General features: G+C 61.3%; 10 protein-coding genes. 7 read left to right on the top strand and 3 right to left on the bottom strand.

Annotation, left to right across the window (positions count from 1 at the left end):
* Nucleotides 1-502: 502 nt before the first annotated feature.
* Together KHO31_RS37905 and KHO31_RS37900 are read right to left on the bottom strand one after the other, a co-directional pair.
* Nucleotides 503-2,785 (bottom strand): NADP-dependent malic enzyme, encoded by a 2,283-nt coding sequence (locus KHO31_RS37905; protein ID WP_201084239.1) that lies wholly within the window; start codon nucleotides 2,783-2,785, stop codon nucleotides 503-505.
* A gap of 303 nt (nucleotides 2,786-3,088) precedes the next feature.
* Nucleotides 3,089-4,321, bottom strand: a complete 1,233-nt coding sequence (locus tag KHO31_RS37900; RefSeq protein WP_201084238.1) for an MFS transporter — start codon at nucleotides 4,319-4,321, stop codon at nucleotides 3,089-3,091.
* Nucleotides 4,322-4,709: 388 nt separating this feature from the next.
* On the opposite strand from KHO31_RS37900, the gene KHO31_RS37895 reads away from it, so the two are divergent.
* Entirely contained in the window at nucleotides 4,710-5,396 is a 687-nt protein-coding gene (locus KHO31_RS37895) for an orotate phosphoribosyltransferase (protein WP_201084237.1), read from the top strand.
* Nucleotides 5,397-5,498: 102 nt separating this feature from the next.
* On the opposite strand, the gene KHO31_RS37890 is transcribed toward KHO31_RS37895, so the two are convergent.
* The gene (locus KHO31_RS37890) at nucleotides 5,499-6,188 is read right to left on the bottom strand and encodes a response regulator (protein ID WP_201084236.1); all 690 of its coding nucleotides are present in this window, start codon (nucleotides 6,186-6,188) and stop codon (nucleotides 5,499-5,501) included.
* Nucleotides 6,189-6,452: 264 nt separating this feature from the next.
* On the opposite strand from KHO31_RS37890, the gene KHO31_RS37885 reads away from it, so the two are divergent.
* The 6 genes from KHO31_RS37885 (at nucleotide 6,453) to KHO31_RS37860 (ending at nucleotide 13,375) form a co-directional block, all read left to right on the top strand.
* A complete protein-coding gene (locus KHO31_RS37885) occupies nucleotides 6,453-7,055 on the top strand; it encodes a YbhB/YbcL family Raf kinase inhibitor-like protein (RefSeq protein ID WP_201084235.1) in 603 nt (200 codons plus the stop codon).
* A 244-nt stretch (nucleotides 7,056-7,299) separates the two neighbouring features.
* Nucleotides 7,300-7,872: a flavodoxin family protein gene (locus KHO31_RS37880; protein ID WP_201084234.1), complete on the top strand. Its 573-nt coding sequence runs from the start codon at nucleotides 7,300-7,302 to the stop codon at nucleotides 7,870-7,872.
* Between the two features lie 291 nt (nucleotides 7,873-8,163).
* Entirely contained in the window at nucleotides 8,164-9,111 is a 948-nt protein-coding gene (gene argC, locus KHO31_RS37875; protein ID WP_211625943.1) for an N-acetyl-gamma-glutamyl-phosphate reductase, read from the top strand.
* Nucleotides 9,112-9,602: 491 nt separating this feature from the next.
* Nucleotides 9,603-11,030, top strand: coding sequence for a DUF2957 domain-containing protein (locus tag KHO31_RS37870; protein WP_201084232.1), 1,428 nt, complete (start codon nucleotides 9,603-9,605; stop codon nucleotides 11,028-11,030).
* Nucleotides 11,031-11,130: 100 nt separating this feature from the next.
* Nucleotides 11,131-12,378, top strand: coding sequence for a DUF2957 domain-containing protein (locus KHO31_RS37865; protein WP_201084231.1), 1,248 nt, complete (start codon nucleotides 11,131-11,133; stop codon nucleotides 12,376-12,378).
* A 172-nt stretch (nucleotides 12,379-12,550) separates the two neighbouring features.
* Nucleotides 12,551-13,375, top strand: coding sequence for an OmpW/AlkL family protein (locus KHO31_RS37860; protein ID WP_201084230.1), 825 nt, complete (start codon nucleotides 12,551-12,553; stop codon nucleotides 13,373-13,375).
* Nucleotides 13,376-13,581 lie beyond the last annotated feature (206 nt).

Genomic DNA, 13,581 nt, shown 5'->3' with positions numbered 1-13,581 from the left:
TCAACCACCGACTGCTACTTCAACCACCAACTGCTACTTCAACCACCAACTGCTACTTCAACCACCAACTGCTACTTCAACCACCAACTGCTACTTCAACCACCAACTGCTACTTCAACCACCAACTACCACAACACACACTTACTACCGGTACTACAACCCATTGGTACTACTGTCTTCACCATCAGAACTACTGCTACTACGAACTTCCCAACACGAGAGGAAGCGCAGCGCCCGACGCGATGCAAGGATTGACCAGCCGACTGTTCCGTTGCCATCGCGATGTGCTGCGCTTCAGAAGTAACTTTACAAAAGTGTCACAACAAATCGAATAGGAGCATTCTTAAAGATCGCCTACCGATCTAAGAATTTCTCAGGCCAACGGCCACTAGAATAAGAACGCGAAAATAAAAAACGCCACGGAATCAACTTCCATGGCGTTCTCAGAGATTATCCGCGAATGCCGCAATGCGGCGCCGCTTCAACCATCAACCTATTCGCTTTACTCCGCGTTCACCCGCTTGCGTGCATTTGCCGACGCCACCGCCGTCATATTGATGATCCGGCGCACGGTCGCGGCCGGCGTCAGGATGTGCACCGGCTTTTCCGCGCCCAGCAGGAACGGGCCCACCGTCACGCCTTCGCCACCGATCATCTTCAGCAGGTTGTACGTGATATTCGCCGCTTCCACGTTCGGCATGATCAGCAGGTTCGCTTCACCGGTCAGTGTCGTGCCCGGGAACGCAGCCTTGCGGACGGTTTCCGACAATGCCGCGTCACCATGCATCTCACCGTCGATTTCGAGCGAAGGCGCACGCTCGGCGATCAACTTGCGAGCCGCGGCCATACGTTGCGACGACGAAGACGGCGCGCTGCCGAAATTCGAATTCGACAGCAACGCAACCTTCGGCGTGATACCGAACTTTTCGATTTCGCGCGAGGCCAGCATCGTCATGTCGGCGAGCTGTTCGGCGGTCGGCGTTTCGTTCACGTACGTATCGCAGATGAACAGATTGCGGCCGGGCAGCATCAGCAGGTTCATGGCAGCGAAGTTCTGCACGTTATCCGCCTTGCCCAGCACCTGCTCGATGAAATTCAGATGCGTGTGGTACTGGCCGATCATCCCGCAGATCATGCCGTCCGCTTCGCCGAGGCGCACGAGGATCGCGCCAATCAGCGTGTTGAACTTGCGCATCGCGGCCTTCGCGACATCCGGTGTCACGCCTTCGCGCGCGCCGAGTTCGTGGTATGCCTGCCAGCATTGCTGATAGCGCGGATCGTCTTCCGGATCGACAACTTCGAAGTCTTCACCACACTTCAGCTTCGAGCCCATCTTCTTCAGACGCATCTCGATCACCGACGGACGGCCGACCAGAATCGGCTTGGCGATCTTTTCCAGCAGCACGAATTGCGCGGCGCGCAGCACGCGCTCGTCTTCACCTTCGGCGAACACGATGCGCGCCGGCTCCGACTTCGCCGCAGCGAACACCGGACGCATCACCATGCCGGTGCGGTACACAGTCGTGCCGAGTTCTTCGCGGTACGCGTCCATGTCCTTGATCGGGCGGGTGGCCACGCCCGAGTCCATCGCGGCTTGCGCGACAGCTGGCGCGATCTTGATGATCAGGCGCGGATCGAACGGCTTCGGAATCAGGTATTCCGGGCCAAATTCGAGCGAGTGACCTTCATACGCCTTGGCGACTTCATCGCCCTGATCGGTTTCTTCGGCCAGTTCGGCGATCGCGCGCACGCACGCGAGCTTCATTTCTTCTGTGATCGTGGTCGCGCCGACATCCAGCGCGCCGCGGAAGATGAACGGGAAGCACAGCACGTTGTTGACCTGGTTCGGGTAGTCCGAACGGCCCGTTGCGATGATGCAGTCCGGGCGCACCTTCTTTGCTTCTTCCGGGCGGATTTCCGGTTCTGGATTCGCCAGTGCCAGAATCAACGGCTGCGTGCCCATTTCGACAACCATTTCCGGCTTCAGCACGCCGGCGCTCGAGCAGCCGAGGAACACGTCGGCGCCGCGGATCGCGTCAGCCAGCGTACGTGCTTCGGTGTTCGCCGCGTAACGTTCCTTCGACGGATCGAGATTGCCGCGGCCTTCATAGATCACGCCCTTCGAATCCGTGACAAGCACGTTCTTTTTCGACAGGCCCAGGTTCACCAGCAGATCCAGACACGCAATGGCAGCGGCTCCCGCGCCCGAACACACCAGCTTCACTTCGTCGAGCTTCTTGCCGACCACTTTCAGGCCGTTCAGGATCGCCGCCGAAGCGATGATCGCGGTACCGTGCTGATCGTCGTGGAAGACCGGAATCTTCATGCGCTCGCGCAGCTTCTTTTCGATGTAGAAGCACTCAGGCGCTTTGATATCTTCAAGGTTGATGCCGCCCAGCGTGGGCTCGAGCATCGCGATCGCTTCAACCAGCTTGTCCGGATCGGACTCGGAGAGTTCGATGTCGAACACGTCGATGCCGGCGAATTTCTTGAACAGGCAACCCTTGCCTTCCATCACCGGCTTCGCGGCGAGCGGGCCGATATTGCCGAGACCAAGCACGGCCGTACCGTTCGTGATCACGCCGACCAGGTTGCCGCGCGAGGTGTACTTCTGCGCATCGAGCGGGTCTTCGTAGATCGCCATACAGGCTGCGGCGACGCCCGGCGAGTACGCTAGCGACAAGTCGAGCTGGTTCGACAGCGGCTTGGTGGGCGTGACCGAAATCTTGCCTGGCTTCGGAAACTGGTGGTAGGCGAGAGCGCTTTGCTTAAGTTGTTCGTCCATTTTTTAGCCTGCGAGACGTAAGTAATTGGGCCCGGCACACCGCACCGTTGGCGGCGCTGCGCGTCTATCGAATGGATAATCGACTGCGGCGGTTTTCGCATGCGCCGGTTGGGCGCGGCGTCGAACCTCGGCGGAGGACAAGACGATGCGGAGTGCTACGCGGGTCGGTTAGTGTACACCCCGAATGAGTCGATGGACTGAGTGGTTAACACGGCTCGCCATCGGCGAAACAAGGGCCGGCAATGCTGCAGCGCCGCATCCAGTCGCCATTTTGCTGACGGCCGCGCGTAGGTCACACGCGCGTCATTCCAGCTCGGCGCCGCGTCGTTCGGGGATCAGCAAGAGTGTCGCGAAGATGTCGAGCAGATAGATCGACGCAAGCAAAGCGAGCGCGGCCCCGAACGAATAGCGTGCGGCCAATGCACCTACGACCACCGGCCCGAACCCGCCGACCGCCCGGCCGACGTTGAACAGTACGTTCTGCGCCGTGGCGCGTGCGTCGGTGGGATAAAGCTCGGAGATCAGCGCGCCATAGCCGCCGATCATCCCGTTGACGAACACGCCCATGGCCGCGCCGCCGATCAGCAACGCCATCGGCGTCGTTAAATGGGCGTAGACGAATACCATCACTACCGCGCCCAACTGGTAGAACAGGAACGTCGGCTTGCGGCCGAAACGATCGGCGGCCATGCCGAACAGCCAGATGCCGCACGCCATGCCGAGAACCGTCGCTGCGGTCCACACGCCGGACTTGGTCAGCGAATAGCCGAAAGTCTTCGACAAATAGCTCGGAAGCCAGATCATCAGACCGTAATAGCCGAAGTTCTGTACGGAACAGAGAATCGCGATGCCGATGCTGGCGCGCGTGGTGCGTCCATCGGCCACCAGCAATTTGAGCGGCAGCTTACGCATTCCACGTGCGACACGCTCGGTGAAAAGGGCGGGCTCCTCAACGCGGCGCCGCACGAAAAAAGACACCACGGCAGGCAGCAATCCAAGCGCGAACATGCCCCGCCAGCCAATCACCGGCAGCAGGAGCGGCGTCAGCAGTGCGGCCGCCAGCACCCCGAGTTGCCATCCCAGCCCGACATACGACGACACGCGCGCCCGCTGTGACGCCGGCCACGCCTCGGCCACCAGCGTCATGCCAATGCCGAACTCGCCACCCAGGCCAATGCCTGCAATGGTCCGATAGACCAGCAGGTCGGTATAACCCTGTGCCAGCGCGCACAGTCCGGTGAAGACAGCGAAGATCAAAATGGTCCACGTCAGCATTCGCACGCGGCCGAAATAGTCGCTCAACACGCCGAAAATCAGACCGCCCGCGACCGCACCAATCAGCGTCCACGTGACGAGCGAACCGGCCTGCGCGGAGCTCAGATGCAGGTCCAGTGCAATCACCGGCAGCATGAATCCGAGGATCAGCAGATCGAAGCCGTCCATCGCGTAACCGAGCACCGAGGCGATCAGCGCGCGGCCGGCATAGCCGCTCCTGGTAGGTTCACGGGTCTCGATGGCAGAAGAAGCGGCAGGCATTGAAAGCATTCCGTAGGACATGAAGGCGGCGGACATGCAAGGCCACCGAGGAAATTTGCGTGAGTGTAAAGGTGCCCCAAGCCGCTCACAAGCAAGCCATAAAGCAGGTCAAAAATCAGCCGGAGAAGCAGCAGCCATAGATCCCGGGACGAACCTCGTAGGCCCCGTTCAGCGCGGCCGTTATGGCCGTCATTCCGTACTGGCACGCACGACAGCCTCCTCGGGTGGGCCTATTTCGGGTAAAATGTCGGCCTACGCGCGTAGCAAAAACCGGCCTGCACTCCACTGACCGGCTGCGTATTCCGCCCATCATGGCGCGGCATACCCCGCTTGCTGCGCCACCGGGCTCCGCGCCCGCTTCTCCCCGCTCACACCCAAGGATCCGCCCATGACAGGCTTCGATCGCCAGACGATCTCCGACACCACCGCCAAGATGCTGCTGGAAGTACAAGCAGTGCACTTCAACGCGGAGAAACCGTACATTTTCACGTCCGGCTGGGCGAGCCCGGTTTACATCGACTGCCGCAAGCTGATCTCATATCCGCGCGTGCGCCGCGGCCTGATGGAAATGGCCGAAGCCACCATCCTGCGCGACGTCGGCTATGAGCAGATCGACGCGGTAGCCGGTGGCGAAACCGCCGGTATTCCTTTCGCAGCATGGCTCTCCGACCGCCTGATGGTGCCGATGCAATACGTGCGCAAGAAGCCGAAGGGTTTCGGCCGTAACGCTCAGATCGAAGGTCTGCTGACCGAAGGTCAGCGCGTGCTGCTGGTCGAAGACCTGACCACCGATAGCCGTAGCAAGATCAACTTCATCAACGCGCTGCGCACCGCCGGCGCGACGGTGAACCACTGCTTCGTGCTGTTCCACTACAACATCTTCAAGGAAAGCGTGTCAGTGCTGAAAGACATCAACGTCGATCTGCACGCGCTGGCCACGTGGTGGGACGTGCTGCGCGTCGCCAAGGTAAACAATTACTTCGACACCAAGACGCTCGACGAAGTGGAAAAATTCCTGCACGCGCCGGCTGAATGGTCTGCGGCACATGGCGGCGCCAACGCGACGCCGCAGTAAGCGCAGCCGCTCAATGCGGATGGAATAAGAAAGGCCGCCTGTCGATAAGACAGGCGGCCTTTTTCATTGAGCGTGTCCAGCCGGACGCAAGAACGGCAGCGGCTAGGATGCTCCACCGGTATCGCCGACCGAATGCGACGACAGATTCAGCAAGCCGTTGCTCTGCGCGTACTGGAACAACTCGGAATCGCGATCGATGCCGAGCTTTCGCATCGCCGTGTTCTTCTGCGTGCTGATCGTCTTGATGCTGCGATTGAGCTGCTCGGAGATCTCCTTGATGGTCATGCCCGAGACGAACAGGCGCACCACCTCGAGTTCGCGCCGCGACAGCATCACTTCTTCGTTCTTGCCGCCGGCATTCATGCGCAGCGTATCGAGCGATGCCTTGACGGACGGGCTCATGTATTCCAGGTTGCGGCTGACGTGCTGCACCGCGAGCCCGATGTGGCTCAGATCATCCGATTTGTTGACGACCGAGGTTACGCCGAGTTCGCTCAGGCGCTTAAGCAATGCCGCGTTCTCCAGCATCGTCAGCACGACGATGGGTAGGTCGGGAAAATTGCGACGCAGATAACCGATTAGCGGCAAACCGTCGCCATATTGGCCGCCCGGCATTGCCAGATCCGTGACAAGCACATCGCACGCAACGGTCTGCAACACCTTGACCAGTTCGGTTGACTGTCGCGCGCGCGCGACCACCTGCAGACCTGGAAACTTGAGCAAAGCTTGTTCGGCGCCGAACAGAATCACCGGATGGTCATCAGCGACCACGACCCTGACTGGATCTTGCATTGCCCTCCCCTCGACAGATAAACCTCTCTCCAAAACTTCTGACATGCCTTTCTATTCTTCGTACTTGAACTGATCGGGTACGCGGTCTGTATTCGCGCGGACAATTCCTCCGACTATAGCCGATTTCGCGTCCGCCAAGCCTGCTACCAGCAACAATGATCGTAGCAAAGCTAATGTTAGACTTGATTCGACCCTGGGGCACAAAATAGGGACAATAATCCTCGCGAGGACTACCGCCTCGCGCCCTGACAGGAGAACCGGCACATGCGCTCGCGTTGCCTGGTTGTTTCGCTTGCTTCGCTGTTCCGCCGTATGCCGTCCCTCACCTGCGCGATGCTGGGTCTCGCGCTATTGGTGGCGCATAGCCCTGGCGCACGCGCCGAAGGTACGTTCACGCTGACCAGCGCCAGCTTCCATGCGGGCGGTACTGTGGATGCGGCTCAGGTTTTCAATCAGGACGACTGCAAAGGCGGCAATCGCTCGCCGCAATTGACGTGGCACGACGCACCAGCCGGCACGCGCAGCTTCGCGGTGACGGTGTTCGATCCGGATGCGCCCGGCCGCGGCTGGTGGCACTGGGCCGTTGCGTCCATTCCGGCCACCGTCGACAGTTTGCCGGAAAACGCCAGCTCATCTGGCTTCCTGAAGAAACTCGGCGCGGTCGAAGCCCGCAACGACTTCGATATCGACGGCTACGGCGGCCCCTGCCCGCCGCCCGGCAAACCTCATCGCTACGTCATCACCGTTTATGCACTGAGCGCCACCGACCTGCGCCTCGCGCAGGGGCGCCCGGCGCTCATGTTCGATCACGAGATCGGCACCGCCACGCTCGGCAGTGCGCGGATGGTGGTCAACTACGGACGGTAGCGGCGCCCGTCAAAATCTGACTTGAGTTGCATCGGCTACGAGCCGAAACCCGGCTGGCACCGCGCCGGATCGACGTACCAATGCGCCCCCCTTGCATCGCATTGCCGCCGACGCGGAATTTCTGTCATCCGCGCACGCTAATGTGCAACAGAGCGGCATAGGCGATGCTTGTCGATGTCACACCGCTGCATGCGCGCACCGTTTCCCTGCTTACCCCTGCTTTTTCATCTTGCCGGAGAGTGCCATGTCGAAGATCGTCATCGTTTATCACAGTGGCTACGGCCACACGAAGAAAGTCGCCGAGGCCGTGCTGGCCGGCACGCTCGAGGCCGGTGCGGACGCGAAACTCATGCCGGTCGGTGAGATCGACGACGCGGCCTGGGCAGAACTGGCGGCCGCGGACGCCATCATCTTCGGCGCGCCGACCTACATGGGCGGGCCGTCCGCCGACTTCAAGAAATTCGCCGATGCAAGTTCGAAGCCGTGGTTCGGCCAAACGTGGAAGGACAAAATCGCGGCGGGCTTCACCAACTCGGCGACCATGAACGGCGACAAGTTCTCGACGATCCAGTACTTCGTCACGCTGGCGATGCAACACAGCATGATCTGGGCGGGCACCGGCATGATGCCGTCGAACACCAAGGCGGCGACCCGCAATGACCTGAACTACGTGGGCGGCTTTACCGGCTTGCTGGCGCAGTCCCCGGCGGATGCGTCGCCGGAAGAAGCGCCTCCCGCGGGCGATCTGGAAACCGCCCGGATGTTCGGCGCGCGCATTGCCGCCGTGACGGCGCGGTGGAACGCCGGGGTTCGATAACCCAGTGTCCGAAGGCTAGCGCGAGGAAGCCTCCGCCGTGTCGCGCGCGCTCGAGGCGGGCGCGACGCCCGCACCAGAATGCACGAGCAGCGGCCCCTGGCAAGCGCCGCCAATTTGCCTTGAATCCGCTTTCATCGGCGTGCATCTGTGGCGTATCCCGTCACGCCGATGTCACTTTCGGCGCGCATCGTCGTTTTTTCACCCCGTTTTACACACCCACCGCTATCAGGTCTTAAAATAGCGTTCCGGCGCGGTGTCGCGCCCCGTTTCCAGCAAGCCAGTGAGATCAAGATGAGCACGAAAGTTTTTGTCGACGGACAGGAAGGCACGACCGGCCTGAAGATTTTCGAATATCTGTCGCAACGCGCCGACGTGGAGATCCTGCGGATCGAAGAAGCGAAGCGCAAAGACCTCGAAGAGCGCCGTCGTCTCATCAATGCATCGGACGTCACCTTCCTGTGCCTGCCGGACGTCGCCTCGCGCGAGTCGGCCTCACTGGTCGAGAACGACCGCACTGTGCTGATCGATGCCAGCACCGCCTTCCGCACCTCGGCGGACTGGGCCTACGGCCTCCCCGAACTGACACGCTCGCAACGCGAGCGTCTGCGCACCGCGAAACGCATCGCCGTCCCGGGCTGCCATGCCTCGGCCTTCGTGCTGGCCATGCGCCCGCTCGTCGAAGCGGGCGTGGTGGCGCCGGAGTTCGCCGCACACGCCTACTCGATCACCGGATACAGCGGCGGCGGCAAGAAGATGATTGCCGACTACGAAGCCGGCGGCAATGACAAGCTCAAGAGCCCGCGCCCGTACGCGCTCGGCCTCACGCACAAGCATCTGCCGGAAATGGCGGCGCATACGGGCCTGAAGTCAGCGCCGGTATTCACGCCGATCGTCGGCGACTTCTATAAGGGTCTCGCGGTCACCACGTTCTTCTCGCCGAATCAGCTGGCCAAGAAGACCACGCCGCAAGACGTGCAGGCGCTGTTCGCCGAGTACTACGCGGGCGAAGCTTTCGTGCACACCGCACCGTTCGATGCTGAAGCGAACCTCGACGGCGGCTTCTTCGACGTACAGGCGAACAACGACACCAACCGTGTCGACCTGTTCGTGTTCGGCAACGAAGAGCGCTTCGTGACCGTCGCGCGCCTCGATAACCTGGGCAAGGGCGCATCGGGAGCAGCCATCCAGTGCATGAACCTCGCAATCGGCGCCGACGAAGAAGCCGGCTTGAAACGCTGAACAAGTCCGAGATACAGACGGCCATTCCCCGTCAATCTGCCGAAAAGCCGGTCTGCAAAGACCGGCTTTTTTGTTTAAAAACTCCCGCTATCGAAATTCCCTCCTCCGCAATTAATCAGTAGTAGCCCGCATTACTTAAAAAATAAAAATCGGACTGCTCATCAACTGCCGGTAATTCATTCCTGAAATTGACCCGCGCAGCATAGTTTCCCGCATAGGGAAACTCCGGATTTTTTCTCGAACGGTCGTTCGAAGATGATAGAGCCTTTTTGCTGGAACGCTTGCCTGGTAAGGGTGTGCGACGAAGCAACGGTGTCGCTGTCGATGTCAAAATTCCTTTTTTGTTTAAAAGGGTCGCCGGGCTCCACGCAGTGCGCGTCCTGCAAAAATTTCGCTGTTTGAATCGGTCTTTTTAGACGGCTCATTCAATTGACAGGCATTAAACGCGCAGCGAAATTAGTTCGCACAATTACAGGAAGGGAGACAGCAGTATGTCGCACGCCATTATTCGAGGCCTGGCGATGGCCATTGCCACGGCTCCATTGCTCGTCGCTTGCGGCGGCGGCAAGGCCAGTGATCCCGGCGCGATCAATGCACCGCAATGCTCCGGCTCGAGCTGCGGCGTGCAAGGTCCGCCGACTTCGGGAGCAGGTCCTGCCGCGTTGTGTCCCGCTACCGCGGACATCGTTAAAACGACGTATTTCGGTGGCGCGGGTAGTGGCGAAATCGTTCAGGTGAACATCGACGCAACTGCGATGACGTACACGCTGAAGTGGCTTGAGTCACCCATTCCGCTGCGCACTGGTCAGGTCACGCCGACGCGCGCGGGTACGCAGATCACCGGCGCGGTGATCCACCCGCCGACCGGCGCACTGCCGACCGCCGAACAGACGCGCTGCGCCTTCATTCTCGGCGCAGGCACAGGTACCGCGTCGGGAGACGGCCAACCCTACACCACGCCCGATTTCACCAACAATCCCAATCCGCCGATGATCCTCGTCGGCCAAGGCGTGGCCGGCGGTGGGATTCCAGGTGCGAACGTCGAGTACGACGGGCTGACGATTGCCCCGTTGCCCGGCCTGGAGAACATCGGCGCCGTTCCCGCGCGGCATTTCGATTTCTATCCGTTCCTCGGGTTCGCCACCACGACGACGGACATCACCAAGTTGCCTGGCACCTACAACGGCCTGCTCTACCATCTCGTGCCGTCGGGTTCTTATGCGGCAACCGCGACGAATACGGTTGAAACTTTCGACGCGAGCGGCAATTGCACCGGCTCGAATCCGGCCAACGCCGCGTTTCATCCGAGTGCAAGTGGCTGCCTGACGACCGGCACTGCCTGGACGCTCAACAGCAGCGGCTACTTCGACAGTCAAAACACCCCGCAGATCGGGACTCAACTGGTACTGCCTACCGGGACAAGCGGTTCCGTGGCTCCGGCGCACATGATCCTCGGTCAGATCAACGGCGCAACGGTGCCGCTCGTTGTCCGCACTGGCCTGGTGAATCTCGGCACGGCGCCGCTGCATCTCGATGCCAAGGTCGACGACGAATCCGGCATCGCCATGCTCGCCGCAGCTACGCCGCTCGTATCCGGCGGCTTCGACGGCGGCTATGTCGGCGCGGATTCGAACTTCAAATCCACCGCGACGTTGATTCAGGGGGGCGTAGGTACCTTCATCAACCCGTCGACCTCCGCGGCGGAAGACGGCTTCGGCCTGGGCTACGGTCTGCCAAGCCCCGGACTGGTCGGCGTCCAGCAAGCGAACGGGCAAGCCGGCTTCGCGATCGCCTCCGGCGGACTGTACGCGATCGAGATTCAGGGCACCGTTAATGGTGGCGTGGCGCCGACGTCGCAACTCAGCAGCACCGCCTCCAGCGCCCCCTACTTCGGCATCGGAGCGCAAATCAGCAAGTAAGGACCGAAGCATCGGCAGTTCGCAGTACGAGACATAAATAGAGCAAGAGGTGGCAGGACTGGGAGCCGGCCACACACAACGAGAAAATTCTGGAGGCGGTATGAAATGGAGATTCCTTTCGGTGCTCGCTCTTGCAGCACCGTTTCTGGGGGCATGCGGTGGCGGCGGCGGCAACGGCGATGGGCCGGTGACAGAAGTTCGCCTGTGTCCCTCGTCGCTCGACTACAACACGGTGTTCACGGGCGGCGGCGGTGACGGTGAACTGGTCAAGCTGCAGATGGACACGACCAAGATGACGTGGCAGATCAGCTATATCGAATCGCCGATTCCGGCGACCACCGGCACCGTCGCGCCGACGCGCGCCGGCCAGAGCGCAAGCGGCACGCTCACCCAGGAAACTCTGCTGCCGACGCAGAAGCTCAACCAGTGCGCCTTCCGCCTGAACGGCGCGAGCCTCGACCCGAACCGTCCGGCGCGGATTTTCGTCGGCGAAGGCGTGGCGGGCGGCACGATTCCGGGCGCGGAAATCTCTTTCGCCGGGATTCTCGGCGTAGGCGCGGTGCCCGATACCAAGTTCCCGTACTACCCGTTCATTGGTTTTTCGTCGATTGAAACGAACCTCGCGAACGTTGCCGGCACGTACAACCAGCTGGGCTATCACCAGGTTCCGTCGCAGAGCTTCGCGCCAGTCTCGGTCGATTCGAAGATCACGATCAACGCGGACGGCACGTGGACCGAGTGCGACAACTCCGGAGTCAACGCCGGCAAGTGCCAGCAGCCGGGTACGAACTTCGTATCGTCGAGTGACGGCAGCGGCGCCTTCGAAACCGACAAGTTCCTGGGCCAGGCCAAGCCGACGCTCGCCACGACGCCCAAGGCGCGCGGCTACATGATCGTCGGCAAGCTGCGTAACCAACTGGTGCCGATCCTGGTGCGGACCGGTGCGGCGAATTCGTCGGTGACCACGCCGGTGAATGGCGAACTCGGCCCGTATGCGGACGACGAATCGGGCATCTCGATCCTGTCGCCACAAACCTCGGTCGCGGTGAACTCGCAGAACGGTGAGTACATCGGCGTGGATAGCCAGTTCGACTATCGCACCACCGCGCTCGAAGGCACGCAGGCCACGCTGCTCGATCCGTTCAATGCATCGCAGGCCTCGCTCGCGACCGCGCTGAATCTGGACTTCACGCAGGCCGTGCCGGGTGTCGTGACGACCACGCAAGTGGGCGCCTCGACGGGCACCACGCCGACCGGAAAGATGATCTTCACGGGTGGTGTGTTCGGCTACCTCGATCTGACCAACGCGGCCTCGCCGTACTTCACGATCGGCGCCTTCGTCCAGTAATGGACGCAGCACGCGCCGCCGACACGCGGCAAGGCGTTCGCGTCCCGGCTGCTGCGCGCATCACGGCGCGGCAGCCGGCGTCCACCGAGTATCCAGCGCATCGGCCGGGCAGCCACGCCGCCGTCGCTCGCCGCGCGCGATGAACGCAACGCGCGCCCCAGGGAGGAACAACATGAAAAAGATCTTTTTCGCGATACTGGCGATCTGCCTGTCAGCCAGTGCGCACGCCCAACACGCAGGCGACAACGTCGCCGTGCTCGGCTGGTTCCACGTGATGCCGCAGGATTCGAGCACGCCGCTGACCACCAACGTGGCGCCGACACCGATCAATACGCCGCTGCGTCTGCCGAGTTCGTTCACGTCTAGCGGCACCGGGTTATCGACCAATACGGCCAATACCGTCGGCCTCGTATTCAGCCACTACCTCACCGATCACATCGCGGTGTCGACGGTGGCGGGCGTCCCGCCGGTCTTCAAGATCTACGGGCACGGCACCATCAAGCCACCGGGACCGGCAGGCGCGCTCGGTCAACAGGATCTGGGCGATCCGCAGGCCAATCCGATCGTAAAAAGCGTGCGCCAGTGGAGCCCGGCACTGCTGTTCCAGTACTACTTCAATGCGCCGACCGCGAAATTCAGGCCGTTCGTCGGAATCGGCGTGTCATATAACTGGTTCTCCGACGTTCAACTGAGTCAAAACTTTGTAACGTCGACGCAAAACAATCTCGGCGCGGTGCTGGCTGCGGGGGCCGGCAAGCCCGGGCAAACGCAGGTGTCGGCGAAGGCGTCGTCGTCCTGGCAGCCGGTGTTCAACGCGGGTCTCGCGTACAACATCACCGACCATTGGGGTCTCGTGGCATCGGTCACGTACATTCCGCTGAAGACCACCTCATCGGTCATCATCAAGGCGGCAGACGGAACGGAACTAGGCGTCTCAAAGGCCGAGCTCTCTGCCGATCCGATCATTTCGTTCCTGGCGGTTTCGTATAAGTTCTGATCGAGTTCTGAGTTCGACGGCAAACGCAACAAAGCCGACGGCCCTGTGAAGGGGCCAGCCGGCTTTGTTTTTTCTGGGGACGCAGGAAATTCAGGGATCGGGATAGGGGCAGGCCTCACGGCCCGACCCCTCCCACACCACCGTGCGTACGGGTCCGTACACGGCGGTTCGGATCGGTTGACCGGCTAGACATTCAACGATGGAAG

The sequence above is a fragment of the Paraburkholderia domus genome, from assembly GCF_905220705.1.
GTDB lineage: Bacteria > Pseudomonadota > Gammaproteobacteria > Burkholderiales > Burkholderiaceae > Paraburkholderia > Paraburkholderia domus.
Note: the sequence above shows the minus strand (reverse complement) of the source record. Positions and strands in the feature narration are given on the sequence as shown.